This window comes from Rhodopseudomonas telluris (genome assembly GCF_042432815.1).
Taxonomy (GTDB): domain Bacteria; phylum Pseudomonadota; class Alphaproteobacteria; order Rhizobiales; family Xanthobacteraceae; genus Rhodopseudomonas; species Rhodopseudomonas telluris.
The window spans coordinates 56,522-78,849 of record NZ_JBHLWM010000001.1; the positions used below are offsets into that span (position 1 = coordinate 56,522).

The 22,328-nt window shown below is 67.8% G+C and carries 18 protein-coding genes and 2 riboswitches; of the genes, 7 read left to right on the plus strand and 11 right to left on the minus strand.

Annotated elements, in window-relative coordinates:
* Window position 1: 1 nt before the first annotated feature.
* The 5 genes from fdhF to ACFFJ6_RS00305 all read right to left on the minus strand — a co-directional run bounded on the left by fdhF (window position 2) and on the right by ACFFJ6_RS00305 (window position 7,415).
* Window positions 2-2,848 (minus strand): formate dehydrogenase subunit alpha, encoded by a 2,847-nt coding sequence (gene fdhF / locus ACFFJ6_RS00285; protein WP_378383159.1) that lies wholly within the window; start codon window positions 2,846-2,848, stop codon window positions 2-4.
* An 11-nt stretch (window positions 2,849-2,859) separates the two neighbouring features.
* A complete protein-coding gene (locus tag ACFFJ6_RS00290) occupies window positions 2,860-4,416 on the minus strand; it encodes a formate dehydrogenase beta subunit (RefSeq protein WP_378383161.1) in 1,557 nt (518 codons plus the stop codon).
* Window positions 4,413-4,883 (minus strand): formate dehydrogenase subunit gamma, encoded by a 471-nt coding sequence (locus ACFFJ6_RS00295; RefSeq protein WP_378383163.1) that lies wholly within the window; start codon window positions 4,881-4,883, stop codon window positions 4,413-4,415. The genes ACFFJ6_RS00290 and ACFFJ6_RS00295 overlap by 4 nt, the downstream gene beginning before the upstream one ends.
* Before the next feature lie 115 nt (window positions 4,884-4,998).
* Complete coding sequence (locus ACFFJ6_RS00300; protein ID WP_378383165.1) at window positions 4,999-5,898, minus strand: LysR family transcriptional regulator; 900 nt, start codon at window positions 5,896-5,898, stop codon at window positions 4,999-5,001.
* 293 nt (window positions 5,899-6,191) lie between these two features.
* Complete coding sequence (locus ACFFJ6_RS00305; protein ID WP_378383167.1) at window positions 6,192-7,415, minus strand: BtaA family protein; 1,224 nt, start codon at window positions 7,413-7,415, stop codon at window positions 6,192-6,194.
* A 175-nt stretch (window positions 7,416-7,590) separates the two neighbouring features.
* Here ACFFJ6_RS00305 and ACFFJ6_RS00310 point away from each other — a divergent pair, with 175 nt between their 5' ends.
* The 7 genes from ACFFJ6_RS00310 to cbiB all read left to right on the plus strand — a co-directional run bounded on the left by ACFFJ6_RS00310 (window position 7,591) and on the right by cbiB (window position 13,643).
* A complete protein-coding gene (locus tag ACFFJ6_RS00310; protein WP_378383169.1) occupies window positions 7,591-8,295 on the plus strand; it encodes a class I SAM-dependent methyltransferase in 705 nt (234 codons plus the stop codon).
* Complete coding sequence (locus tag ACFFJ6_RS00315) at window positions 8,292-8,615, plus strand: DMT family transporter (protein WP_378383171.1); 324 nt, start codon at window positions 8,292-8,294, stop codon at window positions 8,613-8,615. The genes ACFFJ6_RS00310 and ACFFJ6_RS00315 overlap by 4 nt, the downstream gene beginning before the upstream one ends.
* Window positions 8,616-8,665: 50 nt before the next feature.
* Window positions 8,666-8,875: riboswitch (cobalamin riboswitch) on the plus strand.
* Between the two features lie 74 nt (window positions 8,876-8,949).
* Entirely contained in the window at window positions 8,950-10,023 is a 1,074-nt protein-coding gene (locus ACFFJ6_RS00320; RefSeq protein WP_378383173.1) for a HoxN/HupN/NixA family nickel/cobalt transporter, read from the plus strand.
* A 7-nt stretch (window positions 10,024-10,030) separates the two neighbouring features.
* Entirely contained in the window at window positions 10,031-11,056 is a 1,026-nt protein-coding gene (locus ACFFJ6_RS00325; protein WP_378385674.1) for a FecCD family ABC transporter permease, read from the plus strand.
* The gene (locus ACFFJ6_RS00330; RefSeq protein ID WP_378383175.1) at window positions 11,053-11,829 is read left to right on the plus strand and encodes an ABC transporter ATP-binding protein; all 777 of its coding nucleotides are present in this window, start codon (window positions 11,053-11,055) and stop codon (window positions 11,827-11,829) included. Before ACFFJ6_RS00325 ends, ACFFJ6_RS00330 begins: the two co-directional genes overlap by 4 nt.
* Window position 11,830: 1 nt before the next feature.
* Window positions 11,831-12,670 (plus strand): ABC transporter substrate-binding protein, encoded by an 840-nt coding sequence (locus ACFFJ6_RS00335; protein ID WP_378383177.1) that lies wholly within the window; start codon window positions 11,831-11,833, stop codon window positions 12,668-12,670.
* Window position 12,671: 1 nt separating this feature from the next.
* The gene (gene cbiB / locus ACFFJ6_RS00340; RefSeq protein ID WP_378383179.1) at window positions 12,672-13,643 is read left to right on the plus strand and encodes an adenosylcobinamide-phosphate synthase CbiB; all 972 of its coding nucleotides are present in this window, start codon (window positions 12,672-12,674) and stop codon (window positions 13,641-13,643) included.
* On the opposite strand, the gene ACFFJ6_RS00345 is transcribed toward cbiB, so the two are convergent.
* The 6 genes from ACFFJ6_RS00345 to ACFFJ6_RS00370 all read right to left on the minus strand — a co-directional run bounded on the left by ACFFJ6_RS00345 (window position 13,616) and on the right by ACFFJ6_RS00370 (window position 21,898).
* Window positions 13,616-15,103 (minus strand): cobyric acid synthase, encoded by a 1,488-nt coding sequence (locus tag ACFFJ6_RS00345; RefSeq protein WP_378383181.1) that lies wholly within the window; start codon window positions 15,101-15,103, stop codon window positions 13,616-13,618. The two genes, cbiB and ACFFJ6_RS00345, sit on opposite strands and share 28 nt — an antisense overlap.
* Before the next feature lie 247 nt (window positions 15,104-15,350).
* Window positions 15,351-15,977: a cob(I)yrinic acid a,c-diamide adenosyltransferase gene (cobO, locus tag ACFFJ6_RS00350; RefSeq protein ID WP_378383183.1), complete on the minus strand. Its 627-nt coding sequence runs from the start codon at window positions 15,975-15,977 to the stop codon at window positions 15,351-15,353.
* A complete protein-coding gene (gene cobN / locus ACFFJ6_RS00355; RefSeq protein ID WP_378383185.1) occupies window positions 15,974-19,750 on the minus strand; it encodes a cobaltochelatase subunit CobN in 3,777 nt (1,258 codons plus the stop codon). The genes cobO and cobN overlap by 4 nt, the downstream gene beginning before the upstream one ends.
* Window positions 19,751-19,915: 165 nt before the next feature.
* The gene (gene cobW, locus ACFFJ6_RS00360) at window positions 19,916-20,923 is read right to left on the minus strand and encodes a cobalamin biosynthesis protein CobW (protein ID WP_378383187.1); all 1,008 of its coding nucleotides are present in this window, start codon (window positions 20,921-20,923) and stop codon (window positions 19,916-19,918) included.
* 1 nt (window position 20,924) lies between these two features.
* On the minus strand, window positions 20,925-21,452 hold the full coding sequence (gene cobU, locus ACFFJ6_RS00365) for a bifunctional adenosylcobinamide kinase/adenosylcobinamide-phosphate guanylyltransferase (RefSeq protein ID WP_378383189.1): 528 nt from the start codon (window positions 21,450-21,452) through the stop codon (window positions 20,925-20,927).
* A complete protein-coding gene (locus tag ACFFJ6_RS00370; protein WP_378383191.1) occupies window positions 21,449-21,898 on the minus strand; it encodes a DUF1636 family protein in 450 nt (149 codons plus the stop codon). The genes cobU and ACFFJ6_RS00370 overlap by 4 nt, the downstream gene beginning before the upstream one ends.
* A 122-nt stretch (window positions 21,899-22,020) precedes the next feature.
* Window positions 22,021-22,236, minus strand: a riboswitch (cobalamin riboswitch).
* Window positions 22,237-22,328: the final 92 nt, after the last annotated feature.

Here is a 22,328-nt window from a genome sequence, read left to right on the forward strand (position 1 = left end):
GTCACTCCGCAGCCTCGGCCGGCGTCGCGATCCGCCGCGCGGCGGTCGCCTGCTCCTCATAGGCGCGCTGCCATTCGGAAGGGCCGTTCGACGGCGCGACCTGCACGGCGGTCACCTTGTATTCGGGGCAATTGGTGGCCCAATCCGAATACTCGGTGGTGACGACGTTGGCCTGCGTGTCCGGGTGATGGAACGTGGTGTAGACGACGCCCGGTGCGACGCGGTCGGTGATCAGCGCGCGCAGCGTGGTCTCGCCGGCGCGGCTGGCGAGACGCACCCAATCGCCGTCGCGCACGCCGCGCTGCTCGGCGTCGTGCGGATGGATCTCCAGCCGGTCTTCCTCGTGCCAGACGGTGTTGGCGGTGCGCCGTGTCTGCGCGCCGACATTGTACTGCGACAGGATGCGGCCGGTGGTGAGCAGCAGCGGGAAGCGAGGCCCGGTGCGCTCATCGGTCGCCACATATTCGGTGATGACGAACTTGCCCTTGCCGCGCACGAAAGCATCGATGTGCATCACCGGCGTGCCGTCCGGCGCCCGTTCGTTGCACGGCCACTGGATCGAGCCGAGTTCTTCGAGCCGGTCGTAGGACACGCCCGCGAAGGTCGGCGTCAGCGCCGCGATCTCGTCCATGATCTGCGACGGATGGGTGTAGTTCATCTTGTAACCGACCGCCTCGGACAACCTCAGCGTCACTTCCCAGTCTTCCAGGCCGTTCTTCGGCGTCATCACCTTGCGGACGCGCTGGATGCGGCGTTCGGCATTGGTGAAGGTGCCGTTCTTCTCAAGAAAGGTCGAGCCCGGCAGAAAGACGTGGGCGTAGTTGGCTGTCTCGTTGAGGAACAGGTCGTGGACGATGACGCATTCCATCGCAGCCAGGCCGGCGGCGACGTGCTTCGTATTTGGGTCAGACTGCAGGATGTCCTCGCCCTGCACGTACAGCGCCTTGAACGAGCCATCGACCGCGGCGTCGAGCATGTTGGGAATGCGCAGGCCCGGCTCGTTGTCGAGCTTGACGTTCCACAGCGCCTCGAAGCTCTCGCGCACCGCATCGGTCGAGATGTGCCGATAGCCGGGCAGTTCGTGCGGGAACGAGCCCATGTCGCACGAGCCCTGCACGTTGTTCTGGCCGCGCAGCGGATTCACGCCGACGCCGGGGCGGCCGAGATTGCCGGTGGCCATGGCGAGGTTGGCGATCGCCATCACGGTGGTCGAGCCCTGGCTGTGCTCGGTGACGCCGAGGCCGTAATAGATCGCGCCGTTGCCGCCGGTGGCGTAGAGCCGCGCGGCTTCGCGCAGCGCCTGCGGGTCGACGCCGGTGAAGGCCGCGGTCGCTTCCGGGCTGTGACGCTCGTCGGACACGAACGCCGCCCAGTGCTCGTATTCGCTCCAGTCGCAGCGCTCGCGCACGAAGGCTTCGTTGGCGAGGCCCTCGGTGACGATGACGTGCGCCAGCGCGGTCAGCACCGCCACGTTGGTGCCGGGCTTCAGCGGCAGGTGCTGCGCGGCCTCGATATGCGCGGAGCGCACGAGATCGATGCGGCGCGGATCGACCACGATCAGCTTGGCGCCCTGGCGCAGCCGCTTCTTCAGGCGCGAGCCGAACACCGGGTGGCCGTCGGTCGGGTTGGCGCCGATGATCATCACCACGTCGGCGTGCTCGACCGAGTCGAAATCCTGCGTGCCGGCCGAGGTGCCGAACGCGGTGGAGAGGCCGTAGCCGGTCGGCGAGTGGCAGACGCGGGCGCAGGTATCGACATTGTTGTTGCCGAAGCCGGCGCGGATCAGCTTCTGCACCAGGAAGGTCTCTTCATTGGTGCAGCGCGACGAGGTGATGCCGCCGATCGAGTCGCGGCCATACTTCGCCTGGATGCGCTTCAGCTCGGACGCCGCGTAGGCGAAGGCTTCGTCCCAGCTTACTTCGCGCCACGGCTCGCTGATGCTGGCGCGGATCATCGGATTGAGGATACGCTCCTTGTGGTTGGCATAGCCCCAGGCGAAGCGGCCTTTGACGCAGGAATGGCCGCGATTGGCCTTGCCGTCCTTGTAGGGCACCATGCGGACCAGCTCTTCGCCGCGCATCTCGGCCTTGAAGGTGCAGCCGACGCCGCAATACGCGCACGTCGTCACCACCGAGCGCTCCGGCGTGCCGATCTCGATCACGCTCTTCTCGTTCAGCGTCGCGGTCGGGCAGGCCTGAACGCAGGCGCCGCAGGACACGCATTCGGAGCCGAGGAAGCTTTCCTGCATGCCGGGCGACACCACCGAGTCGAAGCCGCGGCCGGCGATCGTCAGCGCGAAGGTGCCTTGCACTTCCTCGCAGGCGCGGACGCAGCGCGAGCAGACGATGCACTTTGACGCATCATAGGTGAAGTACGGATTGCTTTCGTCGAGGCCGGGATTGGGATGCTTCTCGCCGGAGTAACCGTAACGCACGTCGCGCAGGCCGACCGCGCCGGCCATGTCCTGCAGCTCGCAATCGCCGTTGGCCGAGCAGGTCAGACAGTCGAGCGGATGATCGGAGATGTACAGCTCCATCACGCCCTTGCGGATCTGCTTCAGCCGCTCGGTCTGGGTGTGAACGACGAGGCCGTCGGCGACCGGCGTGGTGCACGATGCCGGCGTGCCGCTGCGGCCGTCGATCTCGATCAGGCACAGCCGGCACGAGCCGAATGCGTCGACCATGTCGGTGGCGCAGAGCTTCGGGATCGCGGTGCCGATCTCCATCGCGGCGCGCATGATCGAGGTGCCCTCGGGCACGCTGACGCTGCGGCCGTCGATCGTCAGCGTCACCATCTTTTCGGAAGGCGAGCGCGGCGTGCCGAAATCGGTTTCGTGAACCAGGGCCATATCGTCGTCCTTTATTCCGCGGCCTGCAGGCGGCGCGGCGCGAGGCCGAAATCTTCGGGGAAATGCGTCAGCGCGGACAGCACCGGATAGGGCGTCAGTCCGCCGAGCGCGCACAGCGAGCCGAACTTCATCGTGTTGCAGAGGTCTTCGAGCACGGCGATGTTCGCGGCGGGCTTGTCGCCGGCGATGATCTTGTCCACGGTTTCGGCGCCGCGCGTCGAGCCGATCCGGCACGGCGTGCACTTGCCACAGGATTCGTGCGCGCAGAATTCCATCGCGAACCGCGCCTGCTTGGCCATGTCGACGGTGTCGTCGAACACCACGACGCCGCCATGCCCGACCATGCCGCTTCGTGCAGCAAAGGCCTCGTAGTCGAACGGCGTATCGAACAGCGCGCGCGGGAAGTAAGCGCCGAGCGGACCACCGACCTGCACGGCGCGCACCGGCCGGCCGCTCAGCGTGCCGCCGCCGATGTCGTCGATCAGTTCGCCGAGCGTGATGCCGAACGCCACCTCGAACAGTCCGCCGTGCTTGATGTTGCCGGCAAGCTGGATCGGCTTGGTGCCGCGCGACCGGCCCATGCCGCAATCGGCGTAAGCCTGCGCGCCGCCATCGAGAATGTACGGCACCGCCGAAAACGTCAGCACGTTGTTGATCACGGTCGGCCGGCCGAACAGGCCGTGATGCGCCGGCAGCGGCGGCTTGGCCCGCACCGTGCCGCGCTTGCCCTCGAGACTCTCCAGCATCGAGGTCTCTTCGCCGCAGATATAAGCGCCGGCGCCGACCCGGACTTCGATGTCGAACGAATCGGTCGAGTGGCAGATGTTGTCGCCGAGGAAGCCGGTCCGCCGCGCGCAGTCGATCGCGGCGTTCATGGTCTCGATGGCGTGCGGGTATTCGGAGCGGATGTAGATGTACCCCTTGGTCGCCCCGACGGCGATACCGGCGATCGTCATGCCCTCGATGATCATGAAGGGATCGCCCTCCATCAGCATCCGGTCGGCGAAGGTACCACTGTCGCCCTCGTCGGCGTTGCAGCAGATGTATTTCTGGCCGCGGCCGGCCTGGGCGACGGTCCGCCATTTGATGCCGGTCGGAAATCCGGCGCCGCCGCGGCCGCGCAGCCCCGACTTTGCCACATCATCGATGATGGCTTCGGAGTTCATTTTCAGCGCGCGTTCGAGCCCGCGATAGCCGCCATGCGCGCGGTAGTCGTCGATCGAGCGCGGATCGACGATGCCGCAGCGGACGAAGGTCAATCGCGTCTGCCGCTTCAGCCAGGGAATCTCTTCCGTCAGCCCCTGCTTCAGCGGATGCGGAGTATCGTTGATCATCGCATCGAGGATGGTCGGCACATCCTCCGGCGTCACCGGTCCGAACGCCACGCGCCCCGCCGGCGTTTCGACTTCCAGCATCGGCTCCAGCCAATACAGCCCGCGCGAGCCGGGCCGCACCAGATCGAGCCCCAGTTCGCGCTCGTGCGCCACGCGGCCGAGCTCCGCGGCAACTTCGTCAGCGCCGACGGCCAAAGCCCCGGAATCCCGCGGGATAAACACACGGAGCGTCATCGCTGCGCCTCCGCCATCAGCCGGTCGAGCCGCTTGGTATCAAGCCGGCCGACCACGCGATCGTTGAGCATCGCAGCCGGCGCGGTGGCGCACAGTCCGAGGCAATACACCGGCTCCAGGGTCACCGAGCCATCCGCGCAAGTGCCGCCGAACGCGACGCCGAGCCGCGTTTCCGCATGCACCGCCAGCGCATCGCCGCCCGCGGCCTGGCACGCTTCGGCGCGGCACAACTTCAGCACGTGCCGGCCCGGCGGCTCGCGGCGGAAGTCGGGATAGAAGGTGAGCACGCCATGCACCTCGGCGCGCGACAGGTTCAGCGCCTGCGCCACCATCGGCACGGCCGCCTCCGGCACATAGCCGAACGCCTCCTGCAAGGCATGCAGGATGACCAGCGTCGGTCCTTCCTTGTGCGCCAGCGCGGCGATGATCTCGCTCGCGCGTGTTGGATCCCAAGCTTCATGGCGCATCGGCGTTTCTTCCCGGCTTTGTTCGGGACCGATGAAAATAAGAATCGTTCAAGGAATCAATAAAGCTGTCGCATGCTGCGATAAGGAAACGGTATCGAGAGAGGGGACGGAACCCTCAGACATCGCTCTCGAGCGAGGGTGCGACTTCCCGCGCCACCTGCATCAACGCTGCAACCAGCGGCGTGTAGGGCTCCCGCGGCGGCACGACCAGGCCAATGCTGTAGGACACCACCGGATCGATGATCGGGATGGTGCGAACGCCGTCGCCGAGGCCCAGCGTTTCGGCGAGCTTGGCCGGCATGACGCTGGCCCAGCGGCCGGTTTTCACGTGAGTATAGAGGACGATGATCGAATTCGACGTCAGCGTCGGATGCGCGATGGTGCCGGCGGCGCGCAGCGCGCGGTCGATAATGCGGCGGTTCTGCATGTTCGGCGTCAGCAGGCACAGCGGAACCTGGCCGACTTCTTGCCAAGTCACTTGCTCGCGATCGCCGAACAGGCCGTCCGGCGAGGTGATCAGCCGGTAGCTCTCCTGATACAGTGGAACGCTGCGGACTTTGCCGAGTGGCTCGTTCTCGATGTAGGTCAGCCCCGCGTCGGCCTCGAGGTTCTCGAGCAGGCCGAGGACCTCCGAAGACGTGCAGGACAGGATGCTGAAGCGCACATTGGGATGCCGCGCGCGGAACGGCGTGGTCAGTTGCGCCACCATGCCGAGCACGGTCGGGATCGCGGCGATCCGCAACTCGCCCGACAGCTCGCCCTTCAACGCGCCGATGTCCTGGCGCATCGCACGGGCGTCGCCGACGATGCGACGGGCCCATTCCAGCGTGCGCTCGCCTTCCGGGGTGAAACCGAGAAAGCGCGAGCCACGCTGCACCAGCATGACGCCGAGGATCTCCTCGAGTTGCTTGATGCTGGTCGACATCGTCGGCTGGGTTACGCCGCAGGCTTCGGCGGCGCGGCCGAAATGCCGTTCCTTGGCGAGCGCAAGCAGCAGCTCGAGCTTGTCGATCAAGTCCGTCCCTCGGAAATTCTTGAAGAGGAGGGACTTTTGCCCCAATGGGCGGCCGCCGGCAAGGTCGGCGGGAACGGCGGACGGCGCGCGCTGCGCGACGTCTCGTAGATAAAACCCCGCCTCCCGATTGCGGCATCGGAAGTGCGGGGCCAGTCAGGGGAGAGACGAAGCCCCGCGCGCAACGAACAATAGCATCGCGCCAAGCATCGTCAGGTATCTAAGTAGCCGATTATGACAGTTCCGGATTGAGCTGAATCAAACCGGGTGCCTCTTTCGGGTCATGTCCGCGGCGGTCAGGCGACACTCGCGGACCGGCGTGCGTAGCAATGGAAGCCGCCGTAGATGCCCGAGCGGTCGCGGTCGAAGCCGATCGCGCTGCGTTCCGCGTCGCGGTGCCAGACCTGCTGCAGCGGCGACAAGGCTTCGGTCTCGAGCGGTGACTCCGCTCCGGCGGTGCGGAAGATCACCCGCACCGAATCCTTGCCGGACCGATCGATCGCGTCCCACAGCGCGCGGATTTCCTCGGGCGCCATCCAGTCCTGCGAGTCCAGCAGCACGACGGCGTCGATCTGTCGGGCCGGCAGGCTTTCGAGAAAGACACGCAGGTTTTCGTGCACCGGAATGATCAGCCCGGCGCCGGAGCGCATCCGCGCGTAGCGGCTGCGCTGCAGATACAGCGGAAGGCAATCGTCACCGGGGCCCGGATAGCGCCGGCTCAGCGCCTGCCAGGCGAAGTAATTGGTCTCGTTCGGATAGACGTTGATCAGGCGCAGCAGGCGCTGATGCAGCACTTCGTTGAGCGGCTGATTGCCGCCGAGCAGGTCGCGCTGCTGCGGCGGAATGCCGAGGCTGAACAGCAGCGCCGGCGTGCGTGTCAACAGCCGCGCGAATCCCGAATGGAACAGTCGGTCGACGCGCTGCAACGCATCCTGCCGCTCCAACGAATCCGGCGCCGCTTCGAGAAGCGCCTTCAGGTCGATCTTGGCGAATTTCGCCAGCAGATGCGCGAAGCCGATGAAGCTGCCGAGCGCGCCGTGCCGATAGAAGCCGTCGGTGAAGTAACGATAGCGCGGCCGGCCGCGGAAGTCGCGTTCGTCCCAGTAGCTGCGCGCATCGCGGTCGAGTTGCGGCCGCAGGCGCTGGCGATACAGGTCGGCGTTGTCGTCGGCTTCGCCTTCGCCGAAGAAGCGCCAGAACTGGTCGTAGTCCGGCAGCGCGCGCAGCCCTGCGAGCTTCAACTTCAGCAGCGCCAGATGCGCCTCGTTGAGATCGACCGCGAACACCTGCGCCGGCTTGGCGGTGAGGTAGGACAGCGCGTTACAGCCGCCCGACGATATTGTCACGATGGTGGAGCCGATCGGCAGTTGCAGCGCAGCAAGATCCGCCTCGGGGTCTTCCCAGATCTGGGTGTAGACCAGCCGTCGGAACCAGATCGAAAACAGTCGGTCCCAGATCGTTGACTCGCTGCGATCCTTGCTGTTGCGGACCGCGTCCGCGATGAGTTGCTGCGTATTCATACCGTCCTCGACTCGGTCATCGGTCGAGAATAGCCGCGTAGCAATGCAGTTTTGCGACAGTCGGCAGGTCTGGAGCAGGAGTTGAAACAGGTCCTGGAACTGCCGGCTGTCATCACCCTGTCGTCGCAAAATCGGATGGAGAGCGGACGATTCCACCTGCGCGAGGGTGCATTCCATGACGATGGTCCGGTCTGAACTCACAGTCGATCCGTCCTGGCCGGTCGACGCGACGACGCGGATGAACCGGATGTATCGCTATCAGCGGCACATCTACGATATCACCCGTCGGTACTATCTTCTTGGTCGCAACGAGCTGATCAGCAGCCTGGCGCCGCCCGCCGGCGGCCATGTGCTCGAAATCGGCTGCGGCACCGGCCGCAATCTGGTCGCCGCTGCCCTGCGCTACCCCGAGGCGCGGTTCTACGGCTTCGACGTCTCGACCGAGATGCTGACCTCGGCGATCGGCGCCATCGCGCGTGCTGGCCTCAATGGCCGAGCCAAGGTGGCGCATGGCGATGCGACTAACTTCACCGCGCAAGGCGTGTTTGGCCAGCCGGTGGCGTTCGATCGGGTGATGATCTCCTACAGCCTGTCGATGATTCCGGATTGGGTTGCGGTGATCGAACATGCGATCGCGAGCCTGAAGCCGGGCGGACAATTGCATATCGTCGATTTCGGCGATCAGTCCGGGTTGCCTGGTTTCGCCCGCCACGCGCTGCAGCATTGGCTGGCGCTGTTCGGCGTCACCCCGCGCGATCAGCTCGAGGCGACGCTGGCACAGATCGCGGTGCGCACTGGCGCCGGACTGAGCTTCGACCGGCCGTATCGCGGCTACGCCCAGGCCGCGGTGCTGACGCTGCCGACGCGACGCCCTGCATGACCGGGTGGCTCGCGCTGCTTGCCGCGGGCCTGATGGAGATCGTCTGGGCGCTAGGACTAAAGCACTCGGACGGCTTCACGAAGCTCTGGCCCGCGCTCGGCACGCTGGTGGCGATCGCCGCCAGCTTCGGCCTGATGAGTATCGCGCTGAAGTCGCTGCCGTTCGGCACCGCCTATGCGGTGTGGACCGGCATCGGCGCCGCCGGCAGCATCGTGGTCGGCATGGCGCTGTATGGCGAGCCCGCCAATGCGCTGCGCGTGCTGTGCCTGTCGATGATCGTTGCCGGCATGATCGGCCTCAAGCTCAGCACGCCGGCCTGACCCCACCGCGCCCAGACCAAGGCGGCGATTGACAAAGCAGGTCCGCCCGCCTTTGATCGTTCCGTTCAGGTGTGCCGGGAATCGTCCGGCACAGGGAAGCCGGTGCAGACGCCTTTTGGGGTGTCTCAAGCCGGCGCTGCGCCCGCAACTGTAGGCGGCGAGCGATCCTTCATCATGCCACTGACCCAAGCGAGGGCCGGGAAGGCGAGGGATTGCGACGACCCGCGAGCCAGGAGACCGGCCTGAGCCACGTCATCTTCCAGCGTGCGGTGCGCGCGGCTGGGGCGGTCCGCCGCATGGGTGACAGGAAGCTGCTCACCGTTCGGGGACTCTCATGTCAGACATACTCGCTCCTCCCACAGTCGCTGTCGCTCGTCCGGACGGATTCCGCGTCCGGCTGGTCGCCGTGCTCGGCGGCCTGGTGATCGCCAATATCGCCGCCTGGGCCTGGGCCCTCACCGCCTTCGCCGGCCAGCCGGTGCTGATCGGCACCGCCGTGCTGGCCTACAGCCTCGGCCTGCGCCACGCGCTCGACGCCGATCACATCGCGGCGATCGACAACGTCACCCGCAAGCTGATGCAGGAGGGCAAACGCCCGGTCGCGGTCGGCTTCTTCTTCGCTCTCGGTCACTCCACCGTGGTGCTGGTGGCGTCGCTGGCGATCGCGGTGGCGGCCAATTCGCTCACCGAACGGTTCGCCGGCTACCGCGAGATCGGTGGCATCATCGGCACCTCGGCCTCGGCGCTGTTCCTGTTCGCGATTGCTCTGGCCAATCTGTCGGTGCTGAGCGGCGTCTACCGCGCGTTCAAAAAGGTGCGGGCTGGCGAGGTCGTGCACGATGACGACATCGATCATCTGCTGCAGCAGCGCGGCTGGCTGGCGCGGCTGTTTCGGCCGCTGTTTCGCTTCGTCTCGAAGAGCTGGCAGCTCTATCCGATCGGCCTGCTGTTCGCGCTCGGCTTCGAGACCGCCAGTGAGATCAGCCTGTTCGGCCTCGCCGCCAACAATGCGGGCACCATCTCGCATTGGTCGATCCTGATCTTCCCGGCGCTGTTCGCTGCCGGCATGACGCTGGTCGATACGCTCGACGGCGTGCTGATGCTCGGCGCCTATGGCTGGGCCTATCGCAATCCGGTGCGCAAGCTGTACTACAACATGACCATCACCTCGGTGTCGGTGCTGGTCGCCATCGTGATCGGCGGCATCGAGACGCTCGGCCTGCTGGCCGGCCGGCTGCATCTCGAAGGCGCGTTCTGGGAATGGATCACCGAGCTCAACGAGAATTTCGGCGCGCTCGGCTACGGCATCGTCGCGCTGTTCGTCGCCAGCTGGATCATCTCCACCATCATCTATCGGCTGAACGGCTATCACCGGCTCGACGCGCGCGTCTCGGGCGCACGGGAATGAGCGTTTGATCGCCATCGTTTCGCATCGCTCCTCGCGCGCGGCGGTCGTCACCGCCGCGTTGCTGTTCGTCGTCGCCGTGCTGGCGATCGGCTCGCTCGGCGTCGGCCCGGTGAAGCTGTCGCCGCTCGCGGTGATCGACGGCCTGATCGGCCGCGGCGGTGATGTGCAGCAGATCATCGTGCAGCAGATCCGGCTGCCCCGCGCCATCCTGGCGCTGGCGATCGGCGCGATCCTCGGGCTGTCGGGCGCTGCGCTGCAGGGGCTGCTGCGCAATCCGCTGGCGTCGCCATCGCTGTTCGGCGCGCCGCAATCGGCGGCGTTCGGCGCGGTGCTGATCATCGCGCTGGGCTGGGCGGATGTGCGCTCCTATGCGCTGCCGGTCGCGGCGATCAGCATGGCGTTCGTCTCGGTGTTCGCGCTACTCGCTGTCGCAGGACGCGGCGCCAGCCTGTTGCTGCTGATCCTGGCAGGTCTCGCGATCTCCAGCCTCGCCGGCGCTGCGACTGCGCTGGTGATGAACCTGTCGCGTAATCCATTCGCCAGTCTCGAGATCGCGTTCTGGCTGCTCGGCTCGCTGGAAGACCGCAGTTTCCGCCACGTCATGCTGGCACTGCCGTTCATCGTGGTCGGTGGGGCGCTGCTGCTGACTCAACGCGCGGCCTTCCGGGCGCTGAGCTTGGGTGAGGAAACCGCGCAGAGCCTCGGCGTCGATGTCGCGCGGTTGCGGCTGATCGTGATCATCGGCGTCGCGCTCGGTGTCGGCGGCGCGGTCTCGGTGTCGGGGACGATCGGCTTCATCGGCCTGGTGGCGCCGCATCTGGTGCGTCCGCTGATCGGCCACGATCCGGCACGGCTGCTGATCCCGAGCGCGCTCGCGGGCGCGGCGCTGCTGCTCGCCGCCGATATCGCGGTGCGGATCATTCCAGCCACCACGGATATCAAGGTCGGCGTGCTGACCTCGATCATCGGCGTGCCGTTCTTCCTGTATCTGATCGTGCGCGAACGACGGTCGCTGGGCGGAGGGCTTGGATGACCGCCTTTCTTACCGCACGCGATCTGCGCGTCGCGCTGTCCAGCCGCCCCGTGCTGCACGGCGTCTCGCTCGAGCTGACGAAAGGCCATCTGGTGGCGCTGGTCGGCCCCAATGGCGCCGGCAAGACCACGCTGCTGCGTGCGCTGGCCGGGCTGATCGAGGCCGAGGGCGATGTCCGTATCGCTGGCGATTTGCTATCGGCGCTGCCGCTGCGCGAACGCGCGCGGCGGTTTGGATATCTGCCGCAGGGCCATCTGGTGCATTGGCCGCTGCCGGTGCGCGACGTCGTCGCGCTCGGTCGCTTCCCGCACGGAGCCACGGATCCGGCGCGGTTGTCGCCCTTGGATGCCGACGCGGTCGCGCGCGCGATGGCGGCGACCGACGTCGCGCCGTTTGCCGATCGCGTCGTCACCGAACTGTCCGGCGGCGAGCGTAGCCGTGTCGCGCTGGCGCGCGTGCTGGCGGTCGAAGCACCGGTGGTGCTGGCCGACGAGCCGACGGCCTCGCTCGATCCGCGCTATCAACTCGACGTGATGCAGACGCTGCGCAAGGCCGCCGATGCCGGCACGCTGGTGATCGTGGTGACGCACGATCTCGGTCTGGCCGCGCGCTTTGCCGATACGGTGCTGGTGATGGCGTCGGGGCGGCTCGCCGCACAGGGAACGCCGCACGAGGCGTTGTCGGACGAGGTGCTCCAACAAGTGTTCCGCGTCAGCGCCTATCGGGCCGACTATCAGGATAGCGGCGTGATCCTGCCGTGGGCGGGAGTCTGATGTGAGCGCGTGGCGCGGGCTCGTCGTCGTTGCGTCGCTGGCGGCCGGTCTGCCATGGGCTGCGCATGCCGCGCCGTTGCCGCGCATCGCCTCGATCAATGTCTGCACCGATCAGCTGCTGATGACGCTCGCCGATCCGGAGCAAATCCTCGGCCTCAGCCCTTATGCCCGCGACGAAGCGCGGTCGTTTCTTGCGAGCCAAGCGGCCAGCTTCCCGAAACTATCCGGCGAGGCCGAGGACGTGCTGATGCTGAAGCCGGACATCATCGTCATGGGCCGCTTCACCAAACGCGCGACCCGCGAGCTGCTGCAGCAGCAGGGCCAGCGTGTCGTCACGTTCGACGCGGCCCGCACGCTCGACGAGGTCAAGGCGCAGATCCGCAAGATGGGCGACCTCGTCGGCAATCCCGACCGCGCCGACGCCGCCAATGCGCGGATCGATGCCGCGGTCGCGCGTGCACGGAAAGCCGCGTCCGACAAGCCGTTTCGTGTGTTGCCGCTGGAGCGACGTGGCTGGGTGTCGGGCAGCGATAGTTTGATCAACTCGCTGCTCAATACAGTCGGCCTCGTCAATGCCGCTGGCGCGCTCGGCATCAAATACGGCGGCTTCGCCACCCTCGAAGCCGTGGTGGCGTTGCAGCCGGATTATCTGCTGATTTCCGAAGACAGCGACTTCGCCGAGGACGAAGGCCGCGCCTTCGTGCTGCATCCCGCGCTGGAAAAGGTCTATCCTGCGTCGAAGCGCATCGCGATTGCCGAGAAGCTGACGGTGTGCGGTGGGCCGATGCTCGCCGATGCGCTCGATCGCCTCACCGACGAACTCTCGCGCGTGGAGCGCTGACATGCTGATCGATACTCATGCCTTGCTGATCGTGCTGGTCGCGCTGCTCATCGACGCGCTGATCGGCGACCCCAACTGGCTGTGGAAGCGGATGGCGCATCCGGTCGTGCTGATGGGTGCGCTGATCGGCCGGCTCGATCGCACGCTAAATCGTGATACGTGGTCCGAGGGGCGGCGGAAGCTGGCCGGTATTCTGGTGGTGGTTTTGCTCGTCGTGCTGTCGGGTGCGATCGGCTTTTTGCTGCAGGTACCCTTGAGGCAAAGTTGGGGCAGCTGGATCGCGCTCGGCGTACTGGCCTCGACGCTGATCGCGCAGCGGAGTCTGTACGAGCACGTCGCCCGGGTCCGCGATGCGTTCGCCCAAGGCGGGCTCGAGGCGGCACGGGAAAAGGTGTCGCTGATCGTCGGTCGCGATCCGCAGGTGCTGGACGAGGCGGGGGTGTGCCGCGCGGCGATCGAATCCTGCGCGGAGAACTTTTCCGATGGCGTGGTGGCGCCGGTGTTCTGGCTGGCGCTGTTCGGATTGCCGGGTCTGCTGATCTACAAGATGGTCAACACCGCGGACTCGATGATCGGTCATCTGACTCCGACGCATCGCTCGTTCGGCTGGGCGGCGGCGCGGCTCGACGATGTGCTGAATCTGATCCCGGCGCGATTATCAGGTCTGCTGATCGCCGCAGTGGCGCCGGTGGTGGGCGGATCGATCAAGCTGGCCTTCGCGGTGATGCGCCGCGACGCAAGCAAGCATCGCTCGCCGAATGCCGGCTGGCCGGAATCGGCGACCGCCGGCGCGCTCGGCGTGGCGCTGGCGGGGCCGCGGGTCTATGGCGGGCAAGTGGTGGATGATCTGCCGCTCAATGCCGAGGGACGTAGTTCGGCAACGCCGGCTGATATCGGCCGTGCGCTGCGCCTGCTGTTCGCTGCCTGCGCGCTGCAGGCGCTGATCTACGCGGCGCTCGCGTTGGTGCTGTGACGCGTCCGTGCGATCGCCAGCATCGCGTCGATATCGAGATGCGCTTCGAGATGATCGGCCAGCGCGTCGAGCGCGCTCTCTATCTGTGAGTCGTAAGCGAGTTGCGACGCGATGCCGAGGCCGGCGAGCCAGGCCTTGCGAAACGCGTCGCCCGTGAACAGCCCGTGCAGATAGGTGCCTTGCACGCGGCCATCAGCCGAGATCGCGCCGTCGGGCCTGCCGGCGATGGTGACGACGGGACGGGCGCAGTCGGCGCCGGCGGTGCGGCCGAGGTGGATCTCGTAGCCTTCGACCGGCGCGCCGGTGGCGCTGTGAGTGCCGCTCACCAGCGTGGTCGATTTGTCGCCCTGCATGATCGTCGTGATGTCAAGGAATCCGAGGCCATCGACCGTGCCGGGCGCGCCGTCGACGCCGTCGGGGTCGGCGATCGTGCGGCCGAGCATCTGATAGCCGCCGCACAGCCCGAGCAGATGTCCGCCCCGGCGGACATGCGCGGCGATATCGATGTCCCAGCCCTGCGCGCGCAGGAAGGCGAGATCGCCCAGCGTCGATTTGCTGCCCGGGATGATCACCACGTCGGCCTCCGCCGGGATAGGCGAACCGGGCGGCACGAACACCAGCTTCACGCCGGGCTCGAGGCCGAGCGGATCGAGGTCGTCGAAATTGGCGATGCGCGCCAGCATCGGTACGGCGATGATGCGCTTGGCTTCCGAGGCACGGGCGCGATCGAGATCGACGGCATCTTCGGCTGGTAGCAGTGCGGCCGACGGCAGCCACGGCACCACGCCGAGCGAAGGCCAACCGGTCAGCTCGGTGATGGCGACGAGGCCGTTGTCGAACAGGCTGACGTCGCCGCGGAATTTGTTGATCAGATAGCCGCGCACCAGCGCGCGCTCGCTATCGTCGAGCACCAGATGCGTGCCGGCGAGGCTGGCGATCACGCCGCCGCGTTCGATGTCGCCGGCGATCACCACCGGCACATTGGCGGCCTGCGCGAAGCCCATATTGGCGATGTCGCCGGCGCGCAGATTGATCTCGGCCGGCGAGCCGGCGCCTTCGATCAGCACGATGTCGGCGTCACGCGCCAGCCGCGCGAAGCTGTCGAGCACGTGCGGCAGCAGCGCCGCCTTCTTGTCCAAGAAATTTTTCGCGCCGAGCCGTCCGAAGCGCTGGCCCTGCACGATCACCTGCGCGCCGGTGTCGGTCTCGGGCTTCAGCAGCACCGGGTTCATATGCACGGTCGGCGAGCGTCGTGCGGCGCGTGCCTGCACCGCCTGCGCCCGCCCGATCTCGCCGCCGTCGACGGTGACGGCGGCGTTGTTCGACATGTTCTGCGGCTTGAACGGCGCCACGCGCAGCCCCCGCCGCACCAGCACCCGGCACAACCCCGCCACCAGCGTCGACTTGCCGGCATTGGAGCAGGTGCCCTGGATCATCAGCGCGGGGGTGGGGGTGGTCATTGCAAGATTCGCCCGTGCAGCGTTCGCGTAAGCGGCGGTGCGCCTGGCCGCGCACGAAGATCACCCTCCCCTGGAGGGGGAGGGTCGCTCGCGCAGCGAGCGGGGTGGGGTGGCGAAGAGTTCATCCGCCGTGCGCGCGGCTCACCCCACCCCGCCGGGCACCGCGCTTCGCGCGCTACCCGCCGACCCTCCCCCTCCAGGGGAGGGTGACGCGAGCACCCCGGAATGACGAACGCTAAGGCAGACATCAAAACTCCACGCCCTTCTGCGCTTTCACGCCGCTGCGGAATGGGTGTTTCACCAGGGTCATCTCCGTCACCAGATCGGCGATCTCGATCAGGGCCGGGTTGGCGTTGCGGCCGGTGATGACGACGTGTTTGTCGGCCGGCTTTTCGTCGAGCAGGAAGGCGATCACTTCGGGCATCGGCAGATAGTCGTAGCGCAGCACGATGTTGAGTTCGTCGAGCAGCACCATGCGATGGCGGTCGTCGCGGATCAATTCCTTGGCGCGTTCCCAGCCGGCGCGGGCGGCGGCGATGTCGCGTTCGCGGTCCTGGGTTTCCCAGGTGAAGCCTTCGCCCATGATGTGCAGCGTCACCAGCTCGGGAAACTTCGCCAGCAGCTTGGCCTCGCCGGTGTTCCACTTCTCCGACTTGGTGAACTGCACCACCGCGACCGGCATGTCGTGGCCGATGTGGCGGAACACCATGCCGAGCGCCGCCGAGGTCTTGCCCTTGCCGGTGCCGGTGTGGACGATGAGCAGGCCCTTGTCGTCCGACATGCCCTCGAGCTTCTTGTTGTGCGCGGCCTTGCGCTTCTTCGCCTTCTCGGCGTGGCGGGCGTTGTCGTCGCGCTCGGGGGCGGCGTCGGTCATGCGGGTTCCTTGGTCATGAGTTCGGCGAGCAAATCGGGCGCGCGGTTGGAGCGCGGCGTCCACAGCCCGCGACGGATCGCTTCGGCGAAGCGCTCGGCGATGTCGCGCAGCGCCGCCGGATTGGCGTCGCGCAGAAAGTCGCGCACCGTCTCGTCCTCGAGATAGGCGGCGAACAGCTGATCGAAGTGATGTGGCGCGACCGCATCGGTCGAGGCGGCGAAGCCGAACAGATAGTCGACCGTGGCGGCGATCTCGAACGCCCCCTTGTAGCCGTGGCGCATCACGCCCGCGATCCATTTCGGATTGGCGGCGCGGCCGCGCACCACGCGGGAGATCTCGTGCGCCAGCGTGCGCGGCAGCGGCGCCTCGGGGCGCGAGGTGTCGACATGGGCGATGCGCGGCGCTTGCCCGCGCAACATCTCGACCGTCGCGGCGAGGCCGCCGATGAACTGATAGTAATCGTCGGAGTCCAGAATATCGTGCTCGCGATTGTCCTGCGCCTGCGCGACGAGCTGCGTGGTCTGCAGCCGCGCCGCGAAACCATCGCGCGCCTCCGTGCCGTCGCGACCGGAGCCGTAGGCGTAGCCGCCCCACGCCAGATAAGCGTCGGCGAGGTCGCTACGCGTCTGCCAAGCGCCTTCGTCGATCAGCGCCTGCAAGCCTGCCCCATAGGCGCCGGGCTTGGCGCCGAACACCCGATCGGCGGCCTGCTGCTGCGCGCGGTCGGGAGCGACGCCCGCGCGCGTGAGTTCGGCGGCGCGGGCGCGGACATGCGCGGCGATCGGATTGGCGTCGTCCGGCTCGTCGAGCGCCGCGATCGCGGCGATTGCGCTGGCGATCAGATCCATCTGGGTCGGAAAGGCGTCGCGGAACAGACCGGAGACGCGGAAGGTGACGTCGACGCGCGGCCGCTTCAGGTCGGATAGCGGCACGATCGCGAAGCCGGTGACGCGGCCGGTGGCGTCCTCCCAGGTCGGGCGCGCGCCGATCAGCGCCAGCGCCTGCGCGACGTCGTCGCCGCCGGTGCGCATGTTGGCGGTGCCCCACGCCGACAGCGCGATCGAGCGCGGCCACTCGCCGGCCTCCTGCCAATAGCCCTCGACCAGCCGCTCGGCCGCCAGCGCACCGATCCGCCACGCCGAGGGCGTTGGCACCGCGCGGACATCGACCGCGAAGAAATTGCGGCCGGTCGGGAGGACATCCGGCCGCCCGCGCGTCGGCGCGCCGGACGGACCGGGCCGCACGAAGCGACCGCCGAGGCCGCGGAGCAGCGCGGCGCGCTCGGCATCGCCGGAGGCGTCGATCGCCGGGCGCAGCGTGGCAGCGATCCAGTCGAGCACCGGCTGGGCGTGCGGCCACGATGCCTCTTCACCCGGCACCGATGGCGTCGGTGCCACCCTCTCCCACACGGGGAGAGGGCTGGGGGTTGCTCGTGGAAGAGCCGAGACCAAACGAGATGCAAGGAACTCGATGCGTTCGACGGTGTCGCCATTGGTGCGCCATGGCCGGTCACTCAGCGTGGCCAGGAGCGTCGGATGGGGGCCGACGTAGTCCGCCGCAAGGTCGCGCGTCAGCGGATCGAACGCGCCGCCGTTTGCGTCGGTGAGTCCAAGGTCCAGCGCCAGCGCGCGGTGCAGCGAGGCGTCCTGTGGTTTCAGATCGGACCGCGGCAGCCGGGCGATGGAAACTAACAGCTCGTCGCGCTGCGCGGGAAGCGGCGTGCGGCCGAAGATGTGCAGGCCGTCGCGGATCTGCATTTCCTTGAGGTCGCACAGATGCGCATCGATGGCGCGCAAGGCATCCAGCGTCGGCGTGTCGCGATCGATCGCCACATCCGCGTCGAGCCGGGTGGCGCGGGCCAGCGACAGGATGTCGTCGGCGATGGCGTCGGCGCGTTTCGGATCGAGATCGGCGGCGAGGGCGTATTCGTCGACCAGGCCTTCCAGCCGCGCCATCTCGTCGTGCAGTTCGGCGCGGGTCAGCGGCGGCGTCAGATGATCGACGATCACCGCGGCGGTGCGGCGCTTGGCCTGGATGCCTTCGCCGGGATCGTTGACGATGAACGGATAGAGATGCGGCAGCGGGCCGAGCAGCGCGCTCGGAAAACAGTCGCGCGACAGCCCGGCGCTCTTGCCCGGCAGCCATTCGAGATTGCCGTGCTTGCCGAGATGGATCACCGCATGGGCGTCGAACGCGCGGCGCAGCCACAGATAGAACGCGAGATAATGATGCGGCGGCGGCAGGTCAGGATCGTGGAAGCTGGATTTCAGATCGATGGCGTAGCCACGCGCCGGCTGCACGCCGACCAGGATGGCGCCGAAGCGGTGCAGCGCTAATCGAAAGCTGCCGTCCACGATATACGGATCGGCTTCGGGCCGGCCCCAGCGGGTCTCGACGGCGCGGCGTACGGCCTGCGGCAGCGTCGCGAACGCGGCCTTGTAGTCGGCGACCGGCCAGCTCACGCCACCGCTGCGTTGTTCGCGCGCCGCGAGTTCGTTGGTCGGGCCGCTTTGCAGCGTCTGCATCAGTTCGGCGGTGTCGGCCGGCAGCGCGCCGGTGTCGTAGCCTTCTTCGCGTAGCGCGTAGAGCAGATCGTGCAGCGACTGCGGGGTATCGAGCCCGACGCCGTTGCCGAGCCGGCCGTCGCGGTTCGGGTAGTTGGCCAGCACGATGCCGACGCGCCGCTTGCGCAGCGGCAGCCGGCGCAGCCGCACCCAGGCCTTGGCGAGATCGGCGGCGGCGTCGATCCGGTCGTCGAGCGGCTGATACACGGTCGGCGCGTAGTTGGCGTCGTCGCCGCCGCGCTGCTTGAACGCGACCGCGCCGGCGAAGATACGGCCGTCGACCTCCGGCAGCACCACATGCATCGCCAGATCGCGCGGGTTGAGGCCGCGGCTGGATTGCTCCCAGCTGTCGCGGCTGACGCCGGCCTGGGCGATCTGCAGGATCGGGCAATCCGCCGAGGCGAGGATGCCGGAATCGTCGGCCGCGGTCGCGGTGGCGAAGGCGGTGGCGTTGATGATCACGTCCGGCGGATCGGCGGCGAGCGCGCTGTTCAGGAACGCGATCGAGCGCGCGTCCTTGAGGCTGGTGACGTAGAGGCACGACGCGTCGAGCCCGCGCGCCTCCAGCGCCGCGCGCATCGCATCGATTGCGGCGGTGTCGCCGCTCGCGACCAGCGCCCGGTAGAAGATGATCAGCGCCCGGCTGCGTTTCGCGGCGAGCGGCTCGTCGGGCCAGTAGCCGGCCGCCGGCATCGGCCGCGGCGGCGGCGGCGGGTCGTCGCGCAGGATCATCCAGGCGGCGTAGCGCAGCGCCAGCCGCAGATTGTCGACGCCGCCTTCGGTGCAGTAGCGCCACAGCGCGTGGGCATCGTCGAGATCGGCATTGCCGCGCGCCGCGAGGTGGGCGTTCCAGTGCAGTTCGCCCGGGATGCAGACGAACAGCGCGCCGCGCGCGAACGCATCGCGGCGCAGGCTCTCGACGCCGTGCGGCCAGTAGGCCTCGCCGCCGAGCATGCGCAGGATCACGATCTTGGCCTTGGCGAGCGTGCGCTCGACATAGAGATCGACCGACGCCGGATGGCCGAGCGCCAGCAGATTGGTCAGGCGCAGGCTCGGGAAGTCATCGGGGAGTTCGGCGCGCGCCGCCGCGAATGCCGCGAGGTCGGTGTCGGCCGCCGACAGCACCACGATCTCGGCCGGCGCCTGCCCCAGATCGCGGGCAACGTCGCCGTCGTCGATGCTGGCGCTGGCGTCGAGCTTCAGGTGCATGGGATGCACCTCGTCGCTTCAACGCATACCAGCGTCATCCTGAGGCGCGCGCACGCAAGTGCGCGCCTCGAAGGATGGCCGCGTGTCCGTGCCCCCGCCATCCTTCGAGGCACGCCGAAGTCGGCGTGCACCTCAGGATGACGAACGCGAGGACTTATCATCGTGTCAGGCGCCAGCCAGCGCGCGCCGCGCGGCGTCGGTGTCGAAGCCTTTGAGGCCGATTACCACCAGGTGGTCGGCGCGGGCGGCGTCGGGGCGGGCGAAAGCGAGGTCGATTCGGGTGCCGACGGCCTGCACCACGACCGGCGCGGGCTTGCCGGCAACCCGGCCGTGGCCCTTGACGCGCAGCACGCCGTCGAGCCCGAGCGCCGCATCGACGCGGCTGCGCATCGCGTCGAGCGTGTCGGCCGGCTGCGGCGTCACCACGATCGAGTCGAAATCGTCGTGGTCGTGTTCCTCGCCCTCGGGATGATGACCGACGCGCGATGCGAGGTCGTCCTCGGCGGCGGAATCGAGACCGATCAGCACCGACGGCGCCAGCGTGCCGTGCGAGCGGATGATGCGGACGTTCGGCCGTAGCCGGCTTGCCAGCTTCGCTTCGAGCGCGTCGAGCTGATCGGGCGAAACGAGGTCGCTCTTCGACAGCACCACGAGATCGGCGCAGGCGAGCTGATCCTCGAACACTTCCTCGACCGGATCGTCATGGGTGGCGTCGCGCTTCGCCTTGGTGGCGTCGTCGTCGAGCGGGATGCGGTTCTCGCTGAGCGCCAGCGCGTCCACCACGGTGACGACGCCGTCGGCGGTGGCGCGGGTCTTCACCGCCGGCCACGCGAACGCCTTCAGCAGCGGCTGCGGCAAGGCGAGGCCCGAGGTCTCGATCACGATCGCGTCGAGCGGGCGGTCACGGTTCAGCAGCTTCTCCATTGTCGGAATGAAATCGTCCGCCACCGTGCAGCAGATGCAGCCATTGGTGAGTTCGACGATGTCATCCGGCGCGCAGGCGGCGTCGCCGCAATCCTCGATCAGGCCGCCGTCGAAGCCGGCGTCGCCGAATTCGTTGACGATCACCGCGATGCGGCGGCCATTCGACTGCGTCAGCAGCGACCGCAGCAGCGTGGTCTTGCCGGCGCCGAGAAAGCCGGTCAGCACGGTGACGGGAATGCGGGCGGACATGTTAGTTCTCCTGCTTCAGCCACAGCGGCAGGCCGGCTGCGACGAACACGACTTGGGGGACGGTGGCGGCGACGATCTGGTTGAGGCGGCCCTGCGCGTCGCGGAAGGCGCGGCCGAGCGGCGTCTCCGGCACCAGGCCGAGGCCGACCTCGTTGGACACCATCACGATCGGCGCGGTGGCGACACCGAGATAGCGGGTCAGCCGCTTGGCCTCGACCTCGGGATCGCGGCCGGCCTCCATCAGGTTGAACAGCCACAGTGTCAGGCAGTCGACCAACACGGCGCGGCCGCGGCCGGCCTCGCGGGTCAGCGCATCGACCAGCGCGAGCGGCTCCTCGACGGTGGTCCAGCCGGAAAAGCCGCGGCGATTGCGGTGATGCGCGATGCGCTCGGCCATCTCGTCGTCGCTGCGCGTTGCGGTGGCGAGATAGATCTTGGTGAGGCCGCTGCCGGCGACCAGCTTCTCGCCGAACACCGACTTGCCGGAGCGGGCACCGCCGAGCACCAGCGTGGAGACGAGCGCGGTCATGTCGGCGCGCGTCCGTCGTCGGGCGACCAGCCGAGCGGCGGCAGCCGGCTCACCATGCCCTTGCGCAGCACCTCGGCGCGCTGCCGCCACGGCACCAGGCCGTAAGGGCTGTCACGATAGGATGCCGCGAACGACGCGATGGCTTCGGCGGCCGTCTCGGGGACGAGATCGCCGAACACGAAATTGTAGCCGTCCGCGCTCGACACCGCGACGGTGGTGGGGCGCTTGCACACGCTGAGGCATTGCACCGGGCGCACGCGGACGTCGGCGGCGTCGCCGAGCGCGGCGCGCATCGCGTCCAGCATCGGCGTGCCGGCGTTGGCGCCGTCGGCGGATTTGCAGGAGACGCAGACGCTGATCACCACAGGTCCGGTCGGCCGCGGTGTTCCGTCGGCATTGCCGGCAACAGCCGTGATGATGGGTTGGTCGGTGGGGCGGCTCACCATGCCCTCGCTCGCGGCTGCGCCGTCGGCGCCTGACAGCTTCGAGCTTTGTCGGACCGCGCGAGGTGACGAAGGATGCGTCACCGTGCTGCTTTCCGTCCGGTGCACCCCGCCCCGACGCCTCCAAAGCACTGTTCGCGATGGCAGGTCTCCTGGCTCGCGAGTCGCTGCCCTGTCGCCGCCTTCCCAGGCTCCTGTCGTCAGGAGTGTCCCAGTGGCAGAGGCGCGGGCTCGTCGCTTACAGTTGCGGGGGCAGCACCGGGATTGAGCCGACCAACGTCGCTCGCACCGGATTCCCTTTTCACCTTCCTTGCGGAAGGACCATCATCGGTCACGGTATCTGCGGCCACCGCCGGGGTCAACCGCGCGGAAGGTGGTGTTGACGTACGCGCCGACTTCCGCCACTTGCGCAGGTTCACGATACACAGAGGCC